Here is a 23,954-nt window from a genome sequence, read left to right on the forward strand (position 1 = left end):
CGGCGTCTCCCCGCGAAACGGCGGGCGGCCCCGGGTGGACACGTCTGTCCACCCGGGGCGCCGCGGAACGGTCTGGGTCAGTTGCAGGTGGTGACGGAGAGACCGCTGTCGCCGCAGAGCAGCAGGCTCGCGTTGGAGCCGCCGCCGGTGCGGTCGGCCGGGGCCATCTCGAGGCCCTGCAGGTCGAGGAGCGCCATGTCGATCAGTCCTTTCGAAGGTGGTGCGGTGGATGGGGGTCAGTTGCAGGTGGTGACGGAGAGACCGCTGTCGCCGCAGAGCAGCAGGCTCGCCCTGGAGTCGCCGCTGGTGCGGTCGGCCGGGGCCAGCTCGAGGCCCTGGAGGTCCAGGAGTGCCATGTCGAATCACCTCCTCCCGTCGGTTGGCGGGTCGTGGTCGCCCCCGCGGCCGCGGGGGAGTTCGGGCGCGCCGGCCAGCGGCGCGAGGAAGGGCAGGGTCGCCGGCTCGTCGTGCCGCGCGCAGGCCAGCGCGAGCAGCACTCCGGCGGCGCCGGTGCCCAGGTCCATGGAGAGGCGCAGCAGCTGCTCGCCGGGGAAGGCGGTCCCGCCGCCGTACGGCAGGGCGTGCCAGCCGAGCCGGCGCAGCTGTGTGTCCAGCTCCCGGCGGCTGTCTGCGTCGCCGAGCGTGGCCAGGTACGCGATGATTCCGGCCCGGCCGGCGAAGAGGCCGGACTGCGCGTAGAACGGGGACCGGGCGGCCCGGCGTGCCCCGGCGCTGGCCTCGGCGAAGCGCTCGTCGGCGCGGTGGCGCAGGTACTGGTCGAGGACCAGGCCGATGCCGACGCCGCCCTGCCCGAGGTACGGCATGGTGCGCCAGCCCTCGTTGACCTCCAGCGCCCCGTTCGGCCGGACCACGCACCGGCGCAGGTCCTGCCGCAGCGCGGTGGCGGCGTGCTCCAGCAGCGCCGGGTCGCCGGTCAGCTCGTGCATCCGCACCAGCAGCAGCGCCGCCCCGGTGCGCCCGCGCAGCAGCCCCGCGTACGGGTGCCGGCCGCCGCTGATGTCCGGGCCGGGGTCGTCGGCGAGCCGGTCGAGCACGGCGGCGGTGATCTCGTCGGCGGCGTCGCGCAGCGCGGTCTCCCCGGTGCGCCCGGCCAGCTCGGCGAGGTTCAGGGCGATGCCGGACAAGCCGTTGGCCAGGCTCAGGTCCAGCTCGGCCCACGGCTGGCGCAGGCAGACGTCGAGGACGTCGAGGGCGTCGGCGCGGCGGCCCAGGTGTTCCAGCGCGTACGCCACCCCGTGCAGGCCGTCGTAGAAGCCGATCCGGGTGCCCGACGCGGGGGCGGTGGCCCGCCGCACGAGCCACTGTTCGTGCTCGGGGAACCGGCCCGCGCCGCTGACGGCGAGGGCGTGCAGCACCCCGGCCGCGCCGTGGGCCAGGTTGAGCCCGCCGCTGCGGAACTGCTCGATGTCGCCGGGGAAGAGCCGGTCGTCGCGGTGCGGTGTGGCGCTGGCGAGGATCGCGGTGGTGATCCGCCGGCGCGTGCCGGGCCAGTCGCCGGTCGCGTCGAAGGCGTCGTCGCCGCCCGCCTGTGCGCGACTGGTCACGGTGTCCCCGTCGCCGCCGGCGTCCTCGCGTCGGCCGGCGCCGGTGATCTCGGCGACCGCCTCGGCCAGCCACGCGCGGGGCACCGGGAAGCTCTCGGCGACGACGTCGGCGAGGTGGGCGGCCTTGTCCGGGGCGAGCCGGACGAGCTGGGTCAGCGGGAGGAACAGCGCCAGGCGCAGGCAGGCCAGCGCGTACCGGTCGACGGCCGTGCCGGTCCGGTCGTTCGGCGCGGCGAACCCCTGGTTGCGCAGGCCCGGGCGGCGGTGCCCCTCGATCGGGGCGGCCACCTCGAAGTCGACCAGGGCCACCCGGCCGTCGGGGCGGACCATGATGTTGAACAGGTGCAGGTCGCCGTAGACGAGGCCGCGCTCGTGGATCGCGGCGACGATCGCCTCGACCTGCGCCAGGACGTCGCGCGCCCAGCGGGCGTACTCGGCTCGGTCGGCGTCGGTCGCGTCGGCGTCGATCAGCGGGTACTTCTCGACGACCACCTTGTTCAGCGACCGGCCCTCGACGAACTCCAGGGCCAGGAACCGGTGGTCGCCGATGGCGAACTCGTCGTGCACGGCGGGCACCTGGGGCAGGTCGGCGAGCCGGCGCAGCGCGGCGGCCTCCCGGGCCAGCCGGGCCACCGCGTCGACGCCGTCGGCGTCGAGGCCGGCGTGCGGGCGGGCCTCCTTGAGCACCACCTGGGCGTCGGTGCGCAGGTCCCGGCCCACGTACAGGCCGCCGCCGTTGGAGAAGTGGATGACCTTCTCGATCTTGTACGGCACCTCGGTGGTGCTGGTGGCGTTGCGGGCGGCCAGGTGCGGGGCCAGGAAGTCCGGCAGGGTCACCCACTCCGGCAGGTGGAACACCGGGTCGCGGCGGTCGGGCACCAGCGTGCCGGAGGCGTCGGCGATCGCGGGGATGACCTGCCCGTCCGGGGAGAGACAGTACCGGCGGGCGAATCCGCCGTAGCGCACGTGCACCGGCCCGGCGCCGTAGCGCAGGTCGCTGAGGATGTACGGCCCGGCCTCGCCGGCGAGCAGCGCGTCGAGCTCCTTGCAGGCCAGCTCCAGCTCGGCGGTGTCGTGCGGGTAGATGGTGACGAACTTGCCGCTGGCCGACCGCGACGCGTACTTCGAGTTGCGCAGCAGTAGGGTGCGCGGCCCGCGCAGGAACTTGAACGACAGCCCGCGCGGCACGCAGTAGTCCCACACCGCGTCGAGGACCCGCTCGGCGTTGTCGAGGGTCGCCGACACGTGGATCTTCCAGCCCTGCTGGGGCAGCGAGCCGCCCTCCGGCGCGTGGATCAGCCAGTCGTCGAGCGGCTCTCGACGCCAGCCGGCCGGCACGTCCCGCTCGGCGGCGGCGAACGCCGGCTGCGCGACCGCGCTGCCCAGCGAGTCGTAGAAGAGCCGGTCCGCGGCGCAGTAGTTGTCGTAGCGCTCGTCCACCGTGACCCCCTCCGCGATCTCGGCCGGTTCCGTTGCCCGGCGACGGATACGAGTCTCGTGGACCGGACCCGTCCGCCCCCAGTGCAGTTAGTCATGACCGTGGATGCGGCCCGCACGGCCCGCGATGACAAAAGTCACCGGCGACCCGTGCTGCCTCGAAAGAAAGAACCGGCCGACGCCGCGGGGGCGTCGGCCGGTTCCGGGAAACCGTGGGCCGGTCAGTCGGTGGTGTGCCGCTGCGCCCGGTAGCGGGCGATCAGGGCGCGGGTCGACGAGTCCAGCCCGGACAGGTCGGCGTCGTCGCCGGTGAGCAGCGGCGCGAGCTGGTTGGCCATCACCTTGCCCAGCTCCACCCCCCACTGGTCGAACGGGTTGATGTCCCAGATCGCGCCCTCGGTGAACACGATGTGCTCGTAGAGCGCGATGAGCTGGCCGAGCACCGCCGGGGTCAGCTCGGCGGCGACGATCGAGGTGGTCGGGTGGTTGCCCGGCATCACCTTGTGCTCCGCCAGCTCCGCCGGGGTGCCCTCGGCCTCCACCTGCTCCCGGGTGCGCCCGAACGCCAGCGCGGCGGTCTGCGCGAAGAAGTTCGACATGAACAGGTCGTGCATGTCATCCAGGTCGTGCCGGGGCCGGCTGAACCCGATGAAGTCCGCCGGCACCAGCCGGGTCCCCTGGTGGATGAGCTGGTAGAAGGCGTGCTGACCGTTGGTGCCGGGCTCGCCCCAGAAGATCTCCCCGGTGTCGTACGACACGCGCGTGCCGTCCAGCGTCACCGACTTGCCGTTGCTCTCCATCGTCAGCTGCTGCAGGTACGCGGGGAACCGGTGCAGGTACTGCGAGTACGGCAGCACCGCGTGGGTCTGCGCGCCCAGGAAGTTGGTGTACCACACGTTGAGCAGCCCGAGCAGCGCCGGCACGTTGCGCTCCACCGGCGTGGTGCGGAAGTGCTCGTCGACGGCGTGGTAGCCGGCCAGCAGCTCCCGGAACCGCGCCGGCCCCACCGCCAGCATCACCGACAGCCCGACGGCCGAGGGCAGCGAGTAGCGCCCGCCCACCCAGTCCCAGAAGCCGAACATGTTCGCCGGGTCGATGCCGAAGTCGCGTACCCGCTGCTCGTTGGTGCTGACCGCGACGAAGTGCCGGGCCACCGCCGAGGTGTCGCCGCCCAGGCCGGCGAGCAGCCAGTCGCGGGCCTGCCGCGCGTTGGCCAGGGTCTCCTGGGTGGAGAACGTCTTCGACACCACCACGAACAGGGTGCTCGCCGGGTCCAGGTCGGCCGTCGCCTCGGCGATGTCGGTGGGGTCGATGTTGGAGACGAACCGGCAGGTGATCCCCGCGTCCCGGTACGCCTTCAGCGCCTCGTACGCCATCACCGGCCCGAGGTCGGAGCCGCCGATGCCGATGTTGACCACCGTGCGGATCCGCTCACCGGTGTGCCCGACCCACTCGCCGGAGCGGACCCGGTCGGCGAACGCCGCCATCCGGTCCAGCACCGCGTGCACGTCGGCCACCACGTCACGGCCGTCCACGGTCAGCGCCGCGCCCGCCGGAGCGCGCAGCGCGGTGTGCAGCACCGCCCGGTCCTCCGTGGTGTTGATGTGCTCCCCGGCGAACATGGCCGCGATCCGGTCGGTCAGCCGGGCCCGCCGCGCCAGGGCGGCGAGCAGGGCCAACGTCTCGTCGGTCACCAGGTTCTTGCTGTAGTCGACATGCAGGTCCGCCAGCTCGCCGGCCAACCGCTCACCGCGGTCCGGGTCGGCGGCGAACAGGTCGCGCAGGTGCGCGTCCCGCAGCTTCTCCGCGTGCGCCGCCAGCGCCCGCCACTCGTCGGTGGTGGTGATCTCCTCGGCCATTCCGGCTCTCCTCCCGCACCTGCTCACAACCGTTGCGCGGCCGTAACCGTACTGCGTGCGCCCGGCCGCCCGGGCCAGCCTGCCACCAGCCGGGACGTGTCGCACCCCCGGCGCGCGCATCGCCGCCGCCCGTCCGGCCCGGCGGCGAACCTGTCGTACCCCGGGGGCATGATCTTTCCCAGGACGGGCGCTGCGGGGCCCGGTTCCGGTGGGCCACCGTGCTCCGCCATCCCCCTGTCGTCGCGCGCCGGCCCACGGCCGGCGCCCCAGTCGGCGCGCCCGCGGGCGCACCGGTTACGGAGGTCGCAGTGCCCCAGACGCAGCACGCACCGTGGGAGCGGCGCAGCCTCGCGCCGGTGCTGCCCGCGGTGCGTCCCCGCAAGCTGGCGAAGGTCCCCTTCGTCGAGCTGGCGGACGGCCGGTTGCAGGGGGTGGTGTCCAGCGGCTCCGACATCGAGCGGGTCTACGTCTCCTCGATCGCCGCCGGCACCCACGCCTTCCACTGCTCCACCAACAACAACCGGCCCTGCGGCGGCCTGCGCGGCGCGCCCTGCAAGCACCTGCACGCCCTGCTCGACGAGGCCGTCCTGCAGTACGGCGTCGCCCGCGTCGCCCGCTACCTGCGCATCGACGCGCCCGACGGGGCGCAGACCGGCGGCGACCTGCTCCGGGGGATCGACGGCCACCACGAGCCCACCCCGGCGGCGGTCGTGTTCAGCCGGTTCCTGCGCCACCTGGCCTACCTGGAGCTGCCGGCGGCCGACGGGCCGCTGCCCGAGCTGCACTGGTTCCCGGCGACCGGGGCGGGCCGCTGATGCGCGGGGCCCAGCTCACCGCGCTGGTCGACGCCGCGCCGGCCGGCGTCGACGCGGCCCTCGACGTGGTCGCGGGCCTCGACGACGCCCTGGTCGCCGGCCTGGCCCGCCCCGGCGAGACGCAGCTCGCCGCGCTCGGCGACGTCGCCGCCGCCCTGGCGGTCACCCCGCTGGGCGGCCGGGTCGCCGAGGCGGTCGCGCAGGTCACCGCCGGGGTGCCCGCCGCCGAGCACCTCGCCGCCCTGGCCGGGGCCCGCGCCGCCCTGCTCGGCGCGGCCCACGACGCCCTGCTCGCCGCCGCCGACGCCGCGCTCGGCCGGGAGCGCGCCGCGCCGCCCGCCCCGGCGGCCGGGCCGCTGCCGGACGGGGCCGCCGCCCCGCTGGCCGCCGCCCGCTCCTGGCTGACCGAGCTGGCCATCACCGGCTGGCGCGGGGTCGGCCACGACCTGGCCGCTGCCGGGGGCCGGCCGGTCGAGGCGACCCTAGCCGTCGCGCCGCTGCGCCGCCTCGCCGTGCTCCTCGACGGCCTGGCCGGCGAGCTGGCCGCGTCCTGCCCGGTGGCCACCATGCCGGCGGTGCCGGCCCGGCGCTGGGCCGACCTGTGGGCCCGCGCCGTGCTGCTCGCCCAGGACACCGCGGGCGTGGCCGACCCGGCCGCCGCCGAGCGGGTCTCCGGCCGGCTGCTGGTGCTCGGCGTCGACGTGCACGAGCACGCCACCGCCGTCCAGGTGCAGGTGCACGGCGTCCTCGAACCGTCCGGCGGCGCCCCGGCGCGGCTGGTCCGCACCGCCGTCGCCGCGACGAAGGTCGACACGATCGTCGGCCCGGCGCTGTGGCGGCTGCTCGCCGACCACCCCGTCCTGCTGGCCGCGCTGGCCGAGCGCCGCGCCCTGGAGGTGACCGACCTGCCGCTGGCCGGCGGCGACCTGTGGTGGCGCGACGGGCAGGCCCGCGCCGGCGAGCCCGCCGACCCGTTCGCCACCGCCCGGGTGCTGCTGCCCGCCGCGCTGGCCGCGCCGACGCCCCCGCTGGACCGGCACCCCGTCGCCGTCGCCGAGCCGGTGCTGCTGGAGGGCTACGCGGTCGACACCACCGGCGACGACGTCCGGCTCACCGTCGACGGGGCGAGCATCGCGGTCGACATCGACCGGCTGCCGACCTGCGGCCCGCTCACCCCCGCCCTGGTCGCCGCCTCGACGGCCTGCCTGGGCCTGCTGCGCTGGGACGCCGGCCGGTGGACCGTGCAGCCGCTGGCCGTGCAGAGCACCGTCAAGCGGGCCACCGTCGCCGCGCACACCGGCGACTGGGCGCAGGGCCCCACCGACGCGAAGGTCGCCAAGGCCGAGGCGAAGGCCGGCGACTCCGTCGCCGTGCTGCGGGAACGCGCGGGACGGCTGCTGCGCCGATGACCACGACCCCCGACACCCCGCAGGGCACGCCCGCTCCCGGGCCCGGCGACGCCGCTGCGGGCCTGCCCGCTCCCGGGTCGGACGACGCCGCGCGCGCGCCCGTGAACCCCGACGCCAACCGCCGGCAGGTGCTCTACTGGCGACTGCTGGCCCGGCTCTTCGACCCCGAGGAGCAGCCGGCGCTGGAGGCGGCGAGCGTCGCCGTCGTCGACGACCTCGGCCTGCCGGCCGCGCTGCTGGACCCGTCGGTCTCCGTCGACACCGTCGTGCAGCGCTTCCCCGACCTGGCCGGCGAGCTGACCGGCCTGCTCACCCCGCCCGAGCCCTCGCCTGGTCCCGAGCCTGCGGCGGGTGAGGGGGTTGCCCCGCCCGCGGATGAGGCGGTGCCACCGGGCGACGGGCCCGCCCCGCCGGCCGGCGGGGCGGAGGTGCGGCGGGCCGCGTTGGTGTCGAAGCTGCTGCTCAACGTGTTCGCCACCGGCGGCGGCAGTGTCAGCGCCACCCAGCTCGCCCGGTGGCAGTCCGACGCCGGCTGGTTCGAGCGGGCGCTCGGCTGCGAGCCCGGCGAACTGCGCCGGCAGGCCGGCAACGGGCGCGACGGCGGCGGCCTCGGCGGGGTGCTGGCCGGCCTGGAGGGCGACCTGGTGCGCCGGATGCACCTGCGCGAGGTCCTCGCCGACCCGAAGCTGGCCGCGAAGCTCACCCCGAGCATGTCGCTGATCGAGCAGCTGCTGCGCGACAAGTCGAACCTGTCCGGGGTGGCGCTGGCCAACGCCAAGGCGCTGATCCGCCGGTACGTCGACGAGGTCGCCGAGGTGCTGCGCACCCAGGTCGAACAGACCAGCGTCGGCACGATCGACCGGTCGGTGCCGCCGAAGCGGGTGTTCCGCAACCTCGACCTGGACCGCACGATCTGGAAGAACCTCACCAACTGGAGCCCGGAGGACCAGCGCCTCTACGTCGACCGGCTCTTCTACCGGCAGACCGCCCGGCGCACCACCCCGGCCCGGCTGATCGTGGTCGTCGACCAGTCCGGCTCGATGGTCGACTCGATGGTCAACTGCACGATCCTGGCGTCCATCTTCGCCGGCCTGCCCAAGGTCGACGTGCACCTCATCGCGTACGACACCCGGGCGCTGGACCTGACGCCGTGGGTGCACGACCCGTTCGAGGTGCTGCTGCGCACCAAGCTCGGCGGCGGCAACGACGGCCCGGTGGCGATGGCCATGGCCCGGCCGAAGATCACCGAGCCGCGCAACACCGTGCTGGTCTGGATCTCCGACTTCTACGAGTTCGACCGCTCCCAGCCGCTGTTCGACGGCATCGAGGCGGTGCACCGCTCCGGGGTGAAGTTCATCCCGGTCGGCTCGGTCAACAGCTCCGGCACGCAGATCGTCAACCCCTGGTTCCGGCAGCGCTTCAAGGACCTGGGCACCCCGGTCATCTCCGGCCACATCCGCAAGCTCGTCTTCGAGCTGAAGAACTTCCTCACCTAGGAGACCCCTGACATGTCCGAGATGTTGCGCGCCCCCGCCGAGGTCACGTTCGCCGAGGAGCTGGCCTGGCTGGAGTCGGTCGACACCGATCCGAAGCCGTTCTCGTGGCGGCTCAGCCCCCGGATGGTACGGCTGTTCGTCCTCGGCTCCGAGCGGGCCGACGGCCTCGACCGGGAGGTCACCCAGAAGTGGTTCGGCGACCGCAGCTTCGTCGAACGCGCCATCGTCACCCTCGCCTCCGACCGGGGCCTGCTGCTCATCGGCGACCCGGGCACCGGCAAGAGTTGGCTCGCCGAGCTGCTCGCCGCCGCGATCTGCGGCAACTCCACCCTCGTGGTGCAGGGCACCGCCGGCACCACCGAGGACCACATCAAATACTCGTGGAACGTCTCCATGGTCATCGCCAAGGGGCAGTCCCGCGAGTCGATGATCCCGTCGCCCATCATGACCGCGATGGAGCAGGGCGTCATCGGCCGCTTCGAGGAGCTGACCCGTTCCACCAGCGACGTGCAGGACGCCCTGATCTCCATCCTGTCCGAGAAGTACGTCGCCATTCCCGAGCTGGACGCCGACAACATCGTCTTCGCCAGGCCCGGCTTCTCGATCATCGCCACGGCCAACAGCCGCGACCGGGGCGTCAACGACCTCTCCTCGGCGCTGAAGCGGCGGTTCAACTTCGTCCGCATCCCCGTGGTGACCAACAAGCGCAGCGAGGCGGAGATCGTCCGGTTCCGCACCGAGGAGCTGCTGCGCCGGCACCGCATCGAGCTGGACGTCCCGCCCACCCTGCTGGACATCCTGCTGCAGAGCTTCGCCGACCTGCGGGCCGCCGCCGCGTCGGCGACCAGCGACGACGAGAAGCTGGAGTCGGCGCTGTCCACCGCCGAGCAGATCGGCGTGCTGGAGGACGCCATCCTGCACAGCCAGTTCTTCGGCGACCGCACCCTGCGCGCCGAAACCCTCGCCGGCTCGCTGGTCGGCTCGCTGGCCCGGCGCAGCCCGGAGGACCTGGCGATCCTCAACAAATACCTGCACGGCGTGGTGGAGCCCCGGGCCAAGGCCGACGGCGGCCCGTGGGAGGGCTTCCTCGACGGCGGCCGCCAGGCGATCGCCACCCTGTCGTGACCGGCCCGACGACCACCCCGCCCGGCGCGGCTCCCGGGGTGCACCCACCCGGCGTCGTCGCGCCGGTCCCCACCCCGCCCGCCGGCGTCGCTGTCCCGCCCGCCGGCGGCCCCGGCGCGTTCGACGCGCTGCGCGGACAGCTCACCGACGCCGCCGCGGCCTTCGCCGGCAGCCCCGGCGCGCTCGCGGAGATCCTCACCGGGATGATCGACGACGTCGACCGGGCGCTCGGCGAGCGGCTGGAGATCTTCCCGGTCTGCCACCACTCGCCGGCCTCCGCCCTGGCGATGGCGCGCCGGCTGCGCGCCAAACGACCGAAGGTGATCTACCTGGAGCTGTGCGAGGACCTGCAGCCCCTGCTGGGGGAGCTGCGCAACTGCCGCCTCCCGGTGGCCGTGCAGGCGTTCGCGTCGAAGCTCGACGGGTTCCCCGCCGAGTGGGCCCCGCTCAGCGTCGTCGCCCCGATCACCGAGGCGTCGGCGGAATACCAGGCCATCGCGTACGCGCTGGAGACCCCCGGCGTGGAGCTGGTGCTGGTGGACCGCTCGGTCGACCACGTCTTCCAGTGGGCGCCCCGCGACCCGGCCGAGGGGCCGGCGGGCACCCCCGACGCCCCGGCGGCGGCCGAGGAGGAGGCCGCGCTGCACGGCGACGCCGTCGGCGTGGAGATCGGCGACCTGCGGCCCCGCTTCGCCGAGCTGGAGGCCTACCTGCTGCACCACGGCAAGGTCCGGCACTGGTCGGAGTGGTGGGACCAGTACGTCGAGCAGCCCCTCGTCGCCGCCGACCACGAGACGTACCGGCAGGTGATGGTCCTCATCGGCAGCCTGTTCCGGCGGCTGCGCCCGAGCGACGCCGACCGCCTCGACCGCGACGTCGAACGCGAGCGCTACATGTGGACCCGGATGCGGCAGCACCTCGCCGACTCCGGCGTCGACCCGACCGACTGTCTCTACGTCTGCGGCGCGTTCCACGCCGCGAGCCCCGTCGAACAGTTCGGCACCGGGCCCGACGCCGCGCCGTACGAGATCAGCCCGCGCACCGCCACCCGCTGGCTGTACGGGCTGATCCCGTCTAGCCACTCCGCCATCGAGGCGCAGTTCGGGCTGGCGCCCGGCTCGGTCTCGATCGCGGCGGCCACCTGGGCCAAGGCGGTGTCCCGCTCCGGGGTGACCCCGTTCCGGCTGGCCGGGCAGGCCGGCGGCAGAGCGGCGAAGGGCCGGGCCCGCAGGGCCACCCCGGCCGAAGCCGCCGACGAGCCCGTCACCGATCGACTGTCGGGGTTCCTCGCCCGGCCGCCGGTCCTCGACGAGCTCGACGAGGCGGAGCTGCGCGGCTGGTGCGTGGACATCGTCCGGCTGGCCCGACGCAACGGCTACCTGGCCAGCACCGCCGACGCGATCGCCGTGTTCGAGACGTCGATCCTGCTCGCCGGGCTGCGCAACCGGGCCCGACCCACCCCGTACGACTTCGCCGACGCGGCCGTGACCTGCATCGAGAAGGACGTGGTCCCGGGCCGGCGCGACGTGCGCCGGCTCTGCGAGATCCTGCTCGGCGGCGACCGCATCGGCCAGGTCGGGTACGACGCCCTGCCCCCGCTGGCCCGCGACGTGCTCGACCGGCTCGCCCCCCTCGGGCTCGACCTGGACAAGCGCACCATCCAGCGGGCCCTGCTGGACCTGACCGCCGACCCGGCCGTGGCCGGCTGCTCGGACCTGCTGTGGCGGCTGCGCCACCTGCTGCCCCGCGACGCCGTCCGCCCGATCATGGGGGAGCGCCGGCTCGGGGAACGGTCGACCCAGGAGAGCTGGGACCTCGCCCTCGGCCGCAACCAGCGCGCGCTGATCGAGCTGGGCTACGAGGGCGTCACCGTCGAGCAGGTCCTGGAGCAGCGGCTGCGCCGCCGGGCGTGGGGGCCCCGGGCCACCGCCGCCGTCGCACTCGAAGCCGTCGAGGACGCGCTCCTGCTGCTCGACGGCCGCCGGCTCGTCGACGAGCTGGGCACCCGGGCGGTGGAGCTGCTCGCGGCCGAGCGCACCGTCGACGAGGCCCCCGAGGTGCTGCGCCGCATCCGCCGGCTGCTGGCCCACTACCGGGCCACCGAGCCGACCCTGCCGCCCTGGTGCGCCGCGTTCGTCACCACCGGGTACGCCCAGTACTGCACGCTGCTGCCCACCGCGTTCGTCGACGCGGAGACCGGGGTGCGGCAGGTGGGCGCGATGCTCGGCTTCCTGTTCGGCATGGAGAGCCTCGCGCTGTCCCTCGGCTGCGACCGTACGCAGCTCGAACTGGCGGTGCGGCAGTCCCGGCCGGAGGCGCCGGCCCGGGTGGCGCTGCACTGGGCCGCCCAGCACCACCTCGGCCTGCTGCCCCTGGCGCAGCTGCGCGCCCGCAGCGCCGAGCTGCTGGCCAACCCGCTGGTGGTGCCGTCCTTCCCGCAGTACCTCAGCGGGTTCGTGCAGGCCCTGGAGCCCGTGCCCGGGCTGGCGCCGTTCGTGGTGGAGGTGATGTCCACGGCGTTCGCCCGGCTGCCCGACCCGGTGCTGCTGCCGTGGCTGCCGACGTTGATCACCACGCTGCGCGCCCAGGCCGGCGAGCTGGTGCCGACCCTGGTCCGCGAGGCCGGCCGCACGTTTCCGGCGGCCCTACCTGTCCTGGACGCCTGGGTGCCCCCGTGGGCGCCCCGGCCGGCGGGCGGGTCGGCGGCGGGCGGGTTGCTCGCCCTCGGGGCGCTTGTCCCGGGACCGGTGACGGCGGGATCGGCGGCTGTCGCGCCCGGCCCGCTGGTCGACCTGCTGGCGGGCCATCCGGCGACCTGCGACGCCGTGGCGGAGCTGCTCGGCTGCGCGGGCGGCTGGACCCTCGACCCAGCCGTCACCGGCTCGGGCGGCCTCGGGCCGGGCGGGACCACCGGTGCGGGCGGGACCGGGCCGGGCGGCTCTGGACCGGGCGGCCTCGGGCCGGGCGGCCCCGGCTCGGCGGTCGCCGTCGGGGCCGGGGGGCTGCTCACGGCGTACCCGGCCACCGCCGACGCGCTCGCGGCCCTGCTCGCTTTGCCGGCCTGACCGTTCCGACCCGGGCGGCCCGCCCGCCGCTCGGTCCATGCCGCCCGGTCCATGCCGCCCGGTCCATGCCGCCCGGTCCATGCCGCCCGGGCGACGAGCCGGATGATCGACTCCAGGTCGGCGACATCGGGGCATCCCCGTCGCAGGACACCCCCGTGTCGCCGACCTGGCGAGCCCGCCCCGCGAGCCGCCCCGCTCCGCGAGCCCGCCCCGCCGGCCGGGCCGCCCCGCTAGTCCGCGGGGCCGCCCCGGCAACAGGTGAGCCAGGGCGGGCGGTCAGGGGCGGCGGCCCAGGTGGTGGCGCAGTGCCAGGTGCAGGGCGAGCCGGGCGTCCGGGTCGTCGAGGTCCGCGCCGTAGCGTTCCCGTAGCCGGCGCATCCGGTACCGGACGGTCTGCGGGTGCGTGTGCAGCAGCCGGGCGGTCTCCACCACCTGGCCCTGGGTGTCCAGCCAGGTGGCGAGCGTCTCGGCCAGGGCCCGGCGGGCGGCCGGCCCGAGGGGCGCCAGTGGGGCCAGGGCGCGGGCGACGAGCCGGTCGGTCAGCCCCGGCTCCCAGTGGGTGAGCAGGGTGAGCAGGTGCGCGTCGCAGTCCACGACGCCGTCGGCGGGAAGCGCCCCGGCGGCGTGCAGGCGCAGCGCCCGCCGCGACAGCCGGTACGACGCGCGGGCCTGCCGCACCGGCACGGTCGGGCCGAGGGCCGCCCGCCGGCCGGTGAGGGCCCGGCGCAGCGCGGCGAGCCGGCCCGGGGCGTCCGGGTCGGGCAGCACGATCCGCACCGCCTCGTCGATGACCGTGGCCACGGCTCCGCCGCCGACGGCGCGGGCGAGGTGCTCGTCGTCGGAGCCGTCGACGCTGATCACGGCGACGGTGGCGGGCAGCGGCCAGCGGGCGGCCTCGGCGGCGGAGTGCAGCGCGGTGTCGGCGGGCGGGTCGGGCTGCACGAGCAGGGTGATCAGCCTGCGGCGGACGACGATCCAGTCGTGTGCGGCGTCGCGCTGCTCGTCGAGGTAGCCCTCGGCGGCGGCCCCGGCGAGGGTGTCGGTGTAGCCGAACAGTGCGGCGGCGATCACGTACAGCTCGTCGGCGGCCAGCCGGTCCGGTCGTTCGGGCGCGACGAGGAACGCCCAGATGGCCCGGGCTCCCACGGTGAGCACCGAGCGCAGCGCGTCGACGCGGTGCCCCTCCTGGTATTCGGTGCGGCCCAGCGCGTGGAACACCTGCCGGGTGTCGGCGAGCGGGCGGGTCGGCTCGGCGACGGCGGCCACGAACGCGTCCACGGCCGTCCGTACGCCCAGGGCAAGGCCCCGGCCCTGCTTACCGGTCAGCGACCGGCCCTGCTCGCGCATGGTGGCCCGGACCGCGTCGAGGGTCCGCTCGTGCAGCGCCGCCCGGACGGCCCGCAGCCGCTCGCCGACGTGCCGGGGCAGCCCGCCGAGGCGGGGCTCCAACTCGGCGAGGTTCTCCGCCACCGCGCCGCCCCCTCGCGTTTGTCATCCGGATGACAGTTCCGGGCGCGAAACCTGCTTCCGCGTACCACTGATTTTGGCACCCGGGTCCGTAGGGTTCCGGCATGGATGCGGATGTGATCGTCGTCGGGGCCGGCCTGGCCGGTCTGGTCGCCGCCACCGAGGCCGCCGACGCGGGCCGGACGGTGCTGCTGCTGGACCAGGAGCCGGAGCAGAACCTCGGCGGCCAGGCGTGGTGGTCGTTCGGCGGGTTGTTCCTGGTCGACTCGCCCGAACAGCGGCGGATGGGGGTGCGCGACTCGGTGGAGCTGGCCTGGCAGGACTGGCTGGGCAGCGCCGCGTTCGACCGCCCGGAGGACCACTGGCCGCGCCGGTGGGCCGAGGCGTACGTGCACTTCGCCGCCGGGGAGAAGCGGTCCTGGCTGCGGTCGATGGGGCACCGGCTCTTCCCGGTGGTGGGCTGGGCCGAGCGGGGCGGCGGCGCGGCGGACGGGCACGGCAACTCGGTGCCCCGGTTCCACGTCACCTGGGGCACCGGCCCCGGCGTGGTCGAGCCGTTCGCCCGCCGGCTGGCCGCCGCGGTGGACGCCGGCCGGGTGCGGCTGCGCTTCCGGCACCGGGTCGACGGCCTGGTCACCACCGGCGGGGCCGTCACCGGCGTACGCGGGGCGGTGCTGGAGCCCAGCGACGTCCCGCGCGGCGCGCCCAGCTCCCGGGTCGAGGTGGGCGAGTTCGCGTACGCGGCGCAGGCCGTGGTCGTCACCTCGGGCGGCATCGGCGGCGACCACGACCTGGTGCGGGCGGCCTGGCCGGCGCGGCTCGGCGACCCGCCGAAGCGGATGGTCTCGGGCGTGCCCGCCCACGTCGACGGGCGGATGCTCGGCATCACCGAGGCAGCCGGCGGGCAGGTGATCAACCCGGACCGGATGTGGCACTACGTCGAGGGGCTGCGCAACTGGGACCCGATCTGGCCGCAGCACGGCATCCGGATCCTGCCGGGGCCGTCGTCGCTGTGGCTGGACGCCACCGGCAGGCGGCTGCCCGCGCCGCTGTTCCCCGGCTTCGACACCCTCGCCACGCTGCGCCACCTGCGCGCCACCGGCCACGACCACAGCTGGTTCGTGCTCACCAAGAGGATCGTCGCCAAGGAGTTCGCGCTCTCCGGCTCCGAGCAGAACCCGGACCTGACCAACCGCAGCGTCCGGCAGGTGATCGAGCGGGCCCGCGCCGGCACCCCGGCCCCGGTGGCGGCGTTCCTGGAGCGGGGCGCGGACTTCGTCGTCGCCGACACCCTGGAGGCCCTGGTGGCCGGGATGAACGACCTCGTCGCCCCCGACGGCGGCCCGACCCTGGACGCCGCCCGGGTGCGGCGGACCGTCGAGGCCCGCGACCGCGCCATCGCCAACCCGTTCGGCAAGGACGCCCAGGTCACGGCGATCCGGGGTGCGCGGGCGTACCGGGGGGACCGGCTGATTCGGGTGGCCCCGCCGCACCGGCTGCTGGACCCGGCGGCGGGGCCGCTGATCGCGGTGCGGCTCAACATCCTGACCCGCAAGACCCTCGGCGGCCTGCACACCGACCTGGACGGGCGGGTGCTGCGCCCCGACGGGCAGCCGCTGCCCGGCGTGTACGCGGCCGGCGAGGTGGCCGGCTTCGGTGGCGGGGGCATGCACGGCTACAACTCGCTGGAGGGCACCTTCCTCGGCGGCTGCCTCTTCTCGGGTCGGCAGGCCGGCCGGGCAGCCGCCGCGGCGACCCGCTGACGGATCGCGCCCCGAGCTGGGGTGATCAGCGGATCAGTATGACCATGATGGATATTGACCGCTGAATCGACGCGTGTAAGTGTTTCCTTCCCTGGAACGAACGTCGCGGCGCCCCCTCGCCACGCCGCCGGACCCCGCCCGCCCCACCCTCGCGAGCGGGGTCCGGTCACGCCCAGGTGCACGACACCCCCTACCTGCACCGAGGAGCACCCATGAGACGCACCACAGTGACAGCGGGCCTGGCGTTCGCCGCCGCCCTCGCGCTGACCACGTCGACGGCGGCCCTGCCGGCCACCGCCGCCGAGGTCCCCGCCGCCCCCGCTGCCGCCCCGGCCGTCGCGGCGCTGGCCGCGCCGGACATCTCCGTGACGAACGTCCAGGCCCACCTGAGCCAGTTCCAGAGCATCGCCACCAGCAACGGCGGCAACCGTCGCTCCGGCTCCGCCGGCTACACGGCGTCCGTCAACTACGTCAAGGGCAAGCTCCAGGCCGCCGGCTACACGGTCACCGAGCAGACCTGCACCAGCTGCACCTACTCGGGCAACAACGTGATCGCCGAGTGGCCGGGCGGCGCCCCCGCCGACCAGGTCATCATGTTCGGCGCGCACCTCGACGGCGTCACCGCCGGCCCGGGCATCAACGACAACGCCTCCGGCTCGTCGGTGCTGCTGGAGAACGCACTCGTGCTGGCCCAGCAGAACCCGAGCCTGACCAAGCGGGTCCGGTTCGCCTGGTGGAACGGCGAGGAGCAGGGCCTGCAGGGCTCGAAGTTCTACGTGAACTCGCTCAGTGCCACCCAGAAGGGCTACATCAAGGGTTACTACAACTTCGACATGGTGGCCTCGACCAACGGCGGCTACTTCATCAACCGGGTCACCTCCACCACGGCCGCGCCGCTGAAGGCGTACTGGGACTCCCTCGGGCTGTCGCCGGAGGAGAACGTCGAGGGCCAGGGCCGCTCCGACGACTACTCCTTCCAGCAGGCCGGCATCCCCACCTCCGGGTACGCGATGGGCGCCAGCGCCACCAAGACCTCCGCGCAGGCCACCAAGTGGGGCGGCACCGCCGGCTCGTCCTACGACCCGTGCTACCACCGGGCCTGCGACACCACCAGCAACATCAACGCCACCGGGCTCAACCGCAGCGCCGACGGCATCGCGTACGCGATCTGGGACCAGGCCGTCGGCGGCGGCACCCCGACCAATGACTTCTCCGTCGCGGTGAGCCCGACGTCCGGCAGCATCGCCCGGGGCGCCTCCACCACCGCCACGGTCTCCACCGCCACCACCTCCGGCAGCGCCCAGACCGTCGCCCTGTCCGCCACGGGCGCGCCCAGCGGGGTGACCGTGTCGTTCAGCCCGTCGTCGGTGACCTCCGGCGGCTCGTCCACGATGACGATCGCCGCCTCCGCGTCGGCCGTCACCGGCACCTTCGCCATCACGGTCACCGGCACCGGCTCGGCGACCCGCACCGCCACCTACAGCGTCACCGTGACCGGCACCGGCGGCTGCGCCGGCGGCCAGGTGGTCGGCAACTCCGGCTTCGAGAGCGGCGCCACCGTCTGGACCGCGTCCTCGGGCGTCATCACCAACTCGGCCAGCCAGGCCGCGCACGCCGGCTCGTACAAGGCGTGGCTCGGCGGGTACGGCGGCAGCCGCACCCAGACGCTGTCGCAGTCGCTGACCGTCCCGGCCGGCTGCGCCACGTACACGCTGTCGTTCTGGCTGCACATCGACACCGCCGAGACCACCTCTATCAGGCAGTACGACAAGCTCACCGTCGCCGTCGGCGGCACCACCCTGGCGACGTACTCGAACCTCAACAAGGCCAGCGGCTACACCCAGCGCACCTTCGACGCCGCCGCGTACGCCGGCCAGACGGTCACCCTGACGTTCACCGGCGTCGAGGATTCGTCGCTGCAGACCAGCTTCGTCGTGGACGACGTCACCCTCACCGCCAGCTGAGGTGCAAGGAAGGGCCCCTTGTTAACGCCTGCGGTATAGCAGGGTTCCCTTCTCACCGGCGCGGGGTGGCGAGAGCCGCCCCGCGCCGGCCGGGGATCGGGTTGCGACACGTGTTCGACATACCGATGACGTGCTGACATCGATCGGTCGCGCACAGTAGGCTCCCGGTGGTCGTCGGTGTGCCGCCGGTCGCGCGGCCCGCGCCCGCCTCGGAGGTGCCCGTGAAGAGAGCCGTCCGCCAACGCCGATCACCCGACGCCACCACCCCCGCCGAGCCCAGGCCGACGGCCCCCGGCACGACCCCCACGCCGGGGGACCCCGCGCGGGAAAGCGCCGCGCCGGCGGGCGGAACGGCGGAGGGCGCCGCGCCGGCGGGCGGCGCGCCCGACACCGCCGAGGCGTCGGTGCTGCCCGAGCTGGAGGACCGGGCGTGGATGCACCATGCGACCGAGTTCGCCCACACCACCTTCTGGGCGGTGGCCCGCCGGCTGCCCCGGCTGGTCCGCGAGGCGGTCGCCCTGGCCTGGGCGACCAACCGCCGGGACACGGCCGCGTCCATCGGGCTCAACGTGGCCGCCGGGGTGATGACCACCCTCGGCCTGCTGGCCACCACCGGCGTGCTGCGCGAGCTGTTCGCGGCGGGCCCGACGCCGGACCGGATCCGGGCGGCGCTGCCGGCCCTGGCCCTGGCGGCGGCGGCCGTGACGGCCAAGGGCGCGCTGACCATCGCGGCCGGCTGGGCGCAGGCCCGCCTCACGCCGCAGATCAACTACCAGGTCGAGCTGCGGCTGTTCGAGGCGACCACGGCCGTCGACCTCGCCGCGTTCGACGACGCCGGGTTCGCCGAGGAGATGGACCGGGCCCGCGAACGCGGGGTGACGGAGGCGGCGTTCGTCGTCGACCACACCGTCAACCTGATCACCGGTGTGGTCGGGGTGCTCGCCACCGCCGCGGCGGTCACCGTGATCCAGCCGCTGCTGCTGCCCTGCCTGCTGCTGGCGGCCGTGCCCGAGGCCGCGACCGCCGTGAAGACGGCCCGCCGGCAATACCTGGAGATGTTGGCCCGGTTCAACCGTCGTCGCCGGATGTGGATGCTGGCCAACCTGATGGCCAACCGGCACACCGCCGCCGAGATCCGGGCGTACCAGATGCGCGACTTCCTGCTCGGCGAATACCGCAAGATGATGGCCACCGAGACGCGGGCCCACCTGCGCCTGGTCCGCGTCCAGACCCGGACCAGGGTGCTCGGCACCGCCACCGCCGGCCTGGCCACCTTCGGCGTGTACGCGGTCCTCGCCGGCCTGCTGCTGGCCGGCATGGTGGCGTTGGCCGCCGCCGCGACGGCGCTGATCGCCCTGCAGTCCGCGCGGTCCAGCCTCGGCGTCGCGGTGTTCGCCACCAACTCGCTCTACGAGGACGCCCTCTACTACCAGGACTACCGGGACTTCCTCGACCGCGCGGTCGGCCGGACCGCCGCCGGGGGTGACCGGCCGACCGGCGGGTTCGACGTCATCGAGCTGGACCGGGTGAGCCTGCGGTACCCGGACACCGACCGGCCGGCCGTCGACGAGGTCAGCCTGGCCGTCCGCCGGGGGCAGGTGGTCGCCCTCGTCGGCGAGAACGGCTCCGGCAAGACGACCCTGGCGAAGCTGATCGCCGGCCTGTACCGGCCCACCGGCGGGACGATCCGCTGGGACGGGGTCGACGCGGCCGAGCTGGACCCGCGCCAGGCCGGCGCGCAGGTCGCCGTGCTCACCCAGGAGTGGTGGAAGTTCCCGTTCACCGCAGGGCAGAACATCCGCGTGGGCCGGCACGACCGGCCCGCCGGGCACCGGGGGCCCAGCGTGGAGGACGCTGCCCGGGCCGCCGCCGCGCACGACATGATCGTCGGCCTGCCCTTCGGGTACGACACGCTGCTCGACCGCGAGTTCAAGGACGGCCACGACCTCTCCGGCGGCCAGTGGCAGCGCCTCGTCGCCGCTCGTGGCCTCTACCGGGACGCCCCGTTGCTGATCTGCGACGAGCCGTCGGCGGCGCTCGACGCCCGCGCGGAGCACTCCCTCTTCCAGCACCTGCGGCGGCGTCCGGACCGGGCGGTCGTACTGATCACCCACCGGCTGGCCAATGTCCGGCACGCCGACCAGATCTTCGTGCTGGAACGCGGCCGACTCGTGCAGCAGGGCACCCACGACGAGCTGGTCGCCGCCGACGGGCTCTACCGGGAGCTGTTCCACCTCCAGGCCAGCGGCTACGTCGCCGACACCGAGGGCGTCGCCCCGCCGCCCTGACCGCCGCCTTCGAAGGCGCCGCCGTGCCGGCCGGCGACAGGAAGGCTTCGCGCACCGGCCGTCGACACCGGAAGCGCCGCGCACCGGCCGCCGGGACAGTGGCGTCAGCAGACCGTCACCGGGTGCCGGACGACGCCGTCGAAGAGGTACCCGAGGTCGTTGTGCCGGGCCCGGCCCGGCTGGCCGGCGCCGGTGGCGTCGGTGGCCCGCGCGCGCAGCGTCACCGGGCCGGGCCCCGCTGGCCGCCAGCGGGCCGTCCAGCGTTGCCACGGGCCGCCCGCGTCGGCGCTGACCAGCTCGGCCGGTCGCCAGCCGCCGTCGCCGGTGTGCACCTGCACCGACCGGATCGGGCCCGCCCCCGACCAGGACCGGCCACGCAGCAGCACCTCCGCGCCGGCCGGGACGCGGGCGTCCCAGGGCAGCTCGAAGGCGCTCTTCACCGACTGCGCGCCCAGCGCCGCGCCGTCGGCCGGGTAGCCGGGGCCGAACATGCGGTAGAGCTGGGTGTTCCACGGCGAGAACAGGGCGGTCGCGGAGACCTCGACCGGGCCGACCCACTTGATCGAGGAGACGCCGATCCAGCCGGGCACCACCACCCGCACCGGGTGGCCGTGGTCGGGCGGCAACGGCTCGCCGTTCATCTCGTACGCCAGCAGCACGTCGTCGAGGGCCTTGCCGACCGGCAGGGGGCGGCGGACCCGGCCCAGGTTCACGCCGCCCGTGACGTACTCCGGGTCCAGCCCCTCCGGCATGACGTCGACGGCCGCGCCGGTCAGCCCGGCCCGGCGCAGCACCTCCGCGAGCCGCACGCCCCGCCAGTGCGCCACGCCGACGCCACCGAGCCCCCACGCCACCCCTGGCGTCGGCCGGCCCTGCTGACCGGCGAAGAACCGGCGGCCGTTGCCGGCGCACTCGACGAGCGCGGTGACCCGTTCGGCGGGCAGCCCGCGCAGGTCGTCGTAGCCGAACTCGACGGGCCGGTCCCGGGTGGGCGCGCCGCGCAGGCCGTCGCCGAACAGGCTCAGCCGCCAGGTCCCGGCGTCGATCCGCGGGGTGTGGGTGTGGTTGCGGACGAAGAACCGGTCGGTCGGCACGACGTACCCCTGCCCGGCCATCGCCTCCCAGCGCATCTCGGCGTTGGTGTCGTGCCGGGCGAACAGCTGCGGCGGCAGCGGCTTGACGATGCCGGGCGGGCCGTCGCCCGCGTCCGCGGCGGGCCGGGAGTCGGTCGCGCCGGACCCGGAGCCGGGCCCGGCGGCCCCGGAGTCGGTCGCCCCGGGGTCGGTGCCGACCGGCTGGGGTGCGACGGCGACCGGCTCGCGCTCGGCCGCGGCGGCGGCGAGGGCGGTCATCGCCGCGCCGAGTTCGAGCAGGCGCGGGCGGGGGACTCCCGCGCCCCGGGCCCGCCCGGCGAGCCACTGGCGGGCCCGCCGGGCGTCGTGGTCGGCCTCGTCGTGCGACAGGTGGTGCGGCATCGGGGTTCCCTCCGGCTCGGCGACAGCTAACTCCTATTGAACCAGTAGGAGTTGGCGGGGCGTCGCCGGCGGTGCTCCTCAGGTCGCCGCGACCAGCGTCACCACACCGGCGGCCACCAGCACCCCCGCCCACAGCCGGTCCACGTTGAACCACGCCCGCCGCAGCACGCCGACGCCGAGCACCTCGTACACGACCACGGCGGCGGCCAGCGCGACGCCGAACATCGCCACCGTGTGCACCCCGGCGGCGGCCAGCCCGGGCAGCGCCCCGGCAGCGGCCTGCCCCGGCAGCGCCCCGGCCGCCGCCAGGTGCCCGGCGTGCCCGCCGCCGACGACCGGCTCGGCGAGCAGCACCGGCAGCAGCATCAGCCCCGCCCCGTGCGCCGACGACATCAGGAACGACCAGCCGGCGAGCTGCGCGTTCGACAGCCGCATCCCGGCCCAGCGGAAGTGCCGGCGCGACAGCAGCCGCCACAGCCCGAACCCGACCAGCAGCACGCCGCCGGCGACCGCCACGGCGGTGCTCGCCGCGACCGACCGGGTGGCCGTGACCAGCGCGGCCACCACGCCGACGGAGACGAGGTGGCCGAGCGCGATCGGCGGCAGCGACGCCAGCAGCACCCGCCGGCTGCGCTCCTGCAACCCGCGGGCCACCGCGAACAGCCAGCCCATGGCCGGGTTCAGCCCGTGGAACGCGCCGAGCCCGGCCAGCGTCAGCCAGGTCGTCGCGGTCACGGGAAGCAGTACGAGTCGGAGGACGCGTCGCCGCCCTGCAGCCGGGTCTGGTGCACCCGCAGCCCCCGGAACTCCTCGCCGCGCGGGAAGAACCGGGCGTCGGGGGTGAGGCCGCCCGCCTCGGTATCGACGTCCAGCTTGGCCAGCCACGCGCCCACCCCGTCGGGATAGAACTGGTCGTCCCACGAGCCGTAGAGCGAGTTCGACACGTACACCCGGCGGCCGTCGCGGCTGATCTCCACCATTTGCGGGCCGCCGGCCAGGGGCTCGTCGGGGAAGCCGGGGTGGGGGGTGCGCCGCACGATCCCGCCGAGGCGCACCGAGCCGGTCAGCACCGGGTGGAATGGGTCGCTGACGTCGTACTGGCGCAGCTCGCCGGTGCCCCAGCAGGAGACGTAGAGGAACCGGTCGTCCACGGACAGGTCGATGTCGGTGACCAGCGGCGGCACGGCCCCGAACGGCTTGAGCAGGTCGGGCAGGTCCGCCGCGTCGGCCGGCTCGGCGGGGATGTCGATCACCTTGGTCACGGCCCACGCCTCGCCGTCGCGGTGCCACAGCCAGATCGAGGCGGACAGGTCCTCCACGCTGATCACCACGCCGACGAAGCCGTACGTCTGCGTCGGGTCGTGCGCGGGGCGCAGCTCCAGGGGCATCTGGTACGCGTCGCCGAGGTTGACCCGCTGCACGTGCCGCCGCCTGGCCAGGTCCCAGAAGTGGATCGCGTGCCCGTACCGGCGGCCGAGCAGCAGCTCGCCGACGATCCCGTCCTCGATCATCGACGGGGTGCCCCACTCGCTGGTCACCAGCACGTCGTGGTTGAGGTGCCACCAGAAGTCGTACGCGAGGTGCTGCGGGCCCCGGTCGGCCTCCCACGCCCCGCGTACGTCGAAGGTGGTGTGGTCGAGGATCGCGATGCCGCCGGGGCCGTCGGCGTCGCCCGCCCCGCCGAGGGCGGACAGGTAGATGCCGTCGGGCCCGCAGTGCACGGTGTGCGGGCGGGAGTATCCGGCCCGCTCGGCCAGCTCCCCGGGCTCGATCACCTTGACCAGCTTCGGCGCGCGCGGGTCGGGCTTGGTGTCGTACACGTGCACGCGCGACGAGCGCAGCCCGGGGACGATCAGGTAGCGGCGCTCGACGTGCGGGTGCGGCGCGGTGGGGCAGAGCGCGCTGCTGCAGGCGTTCCAGCCGAAGTGGTGCAGCTCGTCGCCCGTGTGCGGCAGGTCGGTCCAGCCGACCACCCGCCCGTACTCGGGGGAGTCGGGGTCGGTGTCGAGCACGGCGAGCGCGTCGGGCCGCTCGGCGGCGCGGTCGAACGCGGCGACGTACGCCAGCTTCTCGGCCGGGGCCTGCGCGGCCTCGCGCGGCGACGGGTAGAACGACGGGTCGGGGGTCCAGCGGGTCATCGGGTCTCCGGGTCGGGTGGTGGGCGGCTCCAGGTGCGGGCACGCCGAGGCGGCCGCGGGCGAGAGCAGCCTACTAACCCGATAGGTT

Annotated in this window: 16 protein-coding genes; 8 read left to right on the forward strand and 8 right to left on the reverse strand. The window is 75.0% G+C overall.

Features of this window, described 5'->3' with window-relative positions; all coding sequences use genetic code 11:
• Positions 1 to 77: 77 nt before the first annotated feature.
• The 4 genes from ACVMYR_RS24635 to pgi all read right to left on the reverse strand — a co-directional run bounded on the left by ACVMYR_RS24635 (position 78) and on the right by pgi (position 4,861).
• Positions 78 to 197, reverse strand: a complete 120-nt coding sequence (locus ACVMYR_RS24635) for a SapB/AmfS family lanthipeptide (RefSeq protein WP_396734743.1) — start codon at positions 195 to 197, stop codon at positions 78 to 80.
• A 39-nt stretch (positions 198 to 236) separates the two neighbouring features.
• Positions 237 to 356 (reverse strand): SapB/AmfS family lanthipeptide, encoded by a 120-nt coding sequence (locus ACVMYR_RS24640; RefSeq protein ID WP_074476205.1) that lies wholly within the window; start codon positions 354 to 356, stop codon positions 237 to 239.
• Positions 357 to 362: 6 nt separating this feature from the next.
• A complete protein-coding gene (gene lanKC / locus ACVMYR_RS24645; protein WP_457122875.1) occupies positions 363 to 3,005 on the reverse strand; it encodes a class III lanthionine synthetase LanKC in 2,643 nt (880 codons plus the stop codon).
• Between the two features lie 218 nt (positions 3,006 to 3,223).
• Entirely contained in the window at positions 3,224 to 4,861 is a 1,638-nt protein-coding gene (gene pgi / locus ACVMYR_RS24650) for a glucose-6-phosphate isomerase (protein WP_457122876.1), read from the reverse strand.
• A gap of 308 nt (positions 4,862 to 5,169) precedes the next feature.
• Between pgi and ACVMYR_RS24655 the strand changes: the two genes are divergently transcribed.
• From ACVMYR_RS24655 to ACVMYR_RS24675, 5 genes are read left to right on the forward strand one after another with little or no spacing between them, the layout of a single operon-like run.
• Positions 5,170 to 5,676, forward strand: coding sequence for a hypothetical protein (locus ACVMYR_RS24655; protein WP_396790597.1), 507 nt, complete (start codon positions 5,170 to 5,172; stop codon positions 5,674 to 5,676).
• The gene (locus tag ACVMYR_RS24660) at positions 5,676 to 7,085 is read left to right on the forward strand and encodes a hypothetical protein (RefSeq protein ID WP_457122877.1); all 1,410 of its coding nucleotides are present in this window, start codon (positions 5,676 to 5,678) and stop codon (positions 7,083 to 7,085) included. Before ACVMYR_RS24655 ends, ACVMYR_RS24660 begins: the two co-directional genes overlap by 1 nt.
• Positions 7,082 to 8,581 carry a VWA domain-containing protein gene (locus ACVMYR_RS24665; RefSeq protein ID WP_457122878.1) on the forward strand — a complete coding sequence of 500 codons (1,500 nt, stop codon included), beginning with the start codon at positions 7,082 to 7,084 and terminating at the stop codon, positions 8,579 to 8,581. The genes ACVMYR_RS24660 and ACVMYR_RS24665 overlap by 4 nt, the downstream gene beginning before the upstream one ends.
• 12 nt (positions 8,582 to 8,593) lie before the next feature.
• Complete coding sequence (locus ACVMYR_RS24670) at positions 8,594 to 9,706, forward strand: ATP-binding protein (RefSeq protein ID WP_457122879.1); 1,113 nt, start codon at positions 8,594 to 8,596, stop codon at positions 9,704 to 9,706.
• 38 nt (positions 9,707 to 9,744) lie between these two features.
• Positions 9,745 to 12,771, forward strand: coding sequence for a hypothetical protein (locus ACVMYR_RS24675; protein WP_457122952.1), 3,027 nt, complete (start codon positions 9,745 to 9,747; stop codon positions 12,769 to 12,771).
• Positions 12,772 to 13,047: 276 nt separating this feature from the next.
• Here the strand turns inward: ACVMYR_RS24675 and ACVMYR_RS24680 are convergent, their stop codons facing one another.
• Positions 13,048 to 14,241 carry a PucR family transcriptional regulator gene (locus ACVMYR_RS24680; protein WP_457122880.1) on the reverse strand — a complete coding sequence of 398 codons (1,194 nt, stop codon included), beginning with the start codon at positions 14,239 to 14,241 and terminating at the stop codon, positions 13,048 to 13,050.
• 101 nt (positions 14,242 to 14,342) lie between these two features.
• On the opposite strand from ACVMYR_RS24680, the gene ACVMYR_RS24685 reads away from it, so the two are divergent.
• The 3 genes from ACVMYR_RS24685 (at position 14,343) to ACVMYR_RS24695 (ending at position 20,253) form a co-directional block, all read left to right on the forward strand.
• Complete coding sequence (locus ACVMYR_RS24685) at positions 14,343 to 16,001, forward strand: FAD-binding dehydrogenase (protein ID WP_396790605.1); 1,659 nt, start codon at positions 14,343 to 14,345, stop codon at positions 15,999 to 16,001.
• A gap of 212 nt (positions 16,002 to 16,213) precedes the next feature.
• Positions 16,214 to 17,965 carry a M28 family peptidase gene (locus ACVMYR_RS24690; RefSeq protein ID WP_396790607.1) on the forward strand — a complete coding sequence of 584 codons (1,752 nt, stop codon included), beginning with the start codon at positions 16,214 to 16,216 and terminating at the stop codon, positions 17,963 to 17,965.
• A gap of 221 nt (positions 17,966 to 18,186) precedes the next feature.
• The gene (locus ACVMYR_RS24695; RefSeq protein ID WP_457122881.1) at positions 18,187 to 20,253 is read left to right on the forward strand and encodes an ABC transporter ATP-binding protein; all 2,067 of its coding nucleotides are present in this window, start codon (positions 18,187 to 18,189) and stop codon (positions 20,251 to 20,253) included.
• A 104-nt stretch (positions 20,254 to 20,357) separates the two neighbouring features.
• Here the strand turns inward: ACVMYR_RS24695 and ACVMYR_RS24700 are convergent, their stop codons facing one another.
• The 3 genes from ACVMYR_RS24700 to ACVMYR_RS24710 all read right to left on the reverse strand — a co-directional run bounded on the left by ACVMYR_RS24700 (position 20,358) and on the right by ACVMYR_RS24710 (position 23,866).
• Positions 20,358 to 21,728 (reverse strand): molybdopterin-dependent oxidoreductase, encoded by a 1,371-nt coding sequence (locus ACVMYR_RS24700; RefSeq protein WP_457122882.1) that lies wholly within the window; start codon positions 21,726 to 21,728, stop codon positions 20,358 to 20,360.
• A gap of 78 nt (positions 21,729 to 21,806) precedes the next feature.
• Complete coding sequence (locus tag ACVMYR_RS24705; RefSeq protein ID WP_091277589.1) at positions 21,807 to 22,463, reverse strand: hypothetical protein; 657 nt, start codon at positions 22,461 to 22,463, stop codon at positions 21,807 to 21,809.
• The gene (locus ACVMYR_RS24710; protein ID WP_457122883.1) at positions 22,460 to 23,866 is read right to left on the reverse strand and encodes a selenium-binding family protein; all 1,407 of its coding nucleotides are present in this window, start codon (positions 23,864 to 23,866) and stop codon (positions 22,460 to 22,462) included. The genes ACVMYR_RS24705 and ACVMYR_RS24710 overlap by 4 nt, the downstream gene beginning before the upstream one ends.
• Positions 23,867 to 23,954: the final 88 nt, after the last annotated feature.

The sequence above is a fragment of the Micromonospora sp. PTRAS2 genome, from assembly GCF_054052245.1.

What these genes read in the sequence shown, in the direction of transcription:
- ACVMYR_RS24685 (WP_396790605.1), top strand. Translation starts at nt 14,343, where the DNA reads ATGGATGCGGATGTGATCGTCGTCGGGGCCGGCCTGGCCGGTCTGGTC.
- ACVMYR_RS24640 (WP_074476205.1), bottom strand. Translation starts at nt 356, where the DNA reads ATGGCACTCCTGGACCTCCAGGGCCTCGAGCTGGCCCCGGCCGACCGC.
- ACVMYR_RS24690 (WP_396790607.1), top strand. Translation starts at nt 16,214, where the DNA reads ATGAGACGCACCACAGTGACAGCGGGCCTGGCGTTCGCCGCCGCCCTC.
- ACVMYR_RS24710 (WP_457122883.1), bottom strand. Translation starts at nt 23,866, where the DNA reads ATGACCCGCTGGACCCCCGACCCGTCGTTCTACCCGTCGCCGCGCGAG.
- ACVMYR_RS24670 (WP_457122879.1), top strand. Translation starts at nt 8,594, where the DNA reads ATGTCCGAGATGTTGCGCGCCCCCGCCGAGGTCACGTTCGCCGAGGAG.
- ACVMYR_RS24660 (WP_457122877.1), top strand. Translation starts at nt 5,676, where the DNA reads ATGCGCGGGGCCCAGCTCACCGCGCTGGTCGACGCCGCGCCGGCCGGC.
- pgi (WP_457122876.1), bottom strand. Translation starts at nt 4,861, where the DNA reads ATGGCCGAGGAGATCACCACCACCGACGAGTGGCGGGCGCTGGCGGCG.
- ACVMYR_RS24665 (WP_457122878.1), top strand. Translation starts at nt 7,082, where the DNA reads ATGACCACGACCCCCGACACCCCGCAGGGCACGCCCGCTCCCGGGCCC.
- ACVMYR_RS24700 (WP_457122882.1), bottom strand. Translation starts at nt 21,728, where the DNA reads ATGCCGCACCACCTGTCGCACGACGAGGCCGACCACGACGCCCGGCGG.
- ACVMYR_RS24635 (WP_396734743.1), bottom strand. Translation starts at nt 197, where the DNA reads ATGGCGCTCCTCGACCTGCAGGGCCTCGAGATGGCCCCGGCCGACCGC.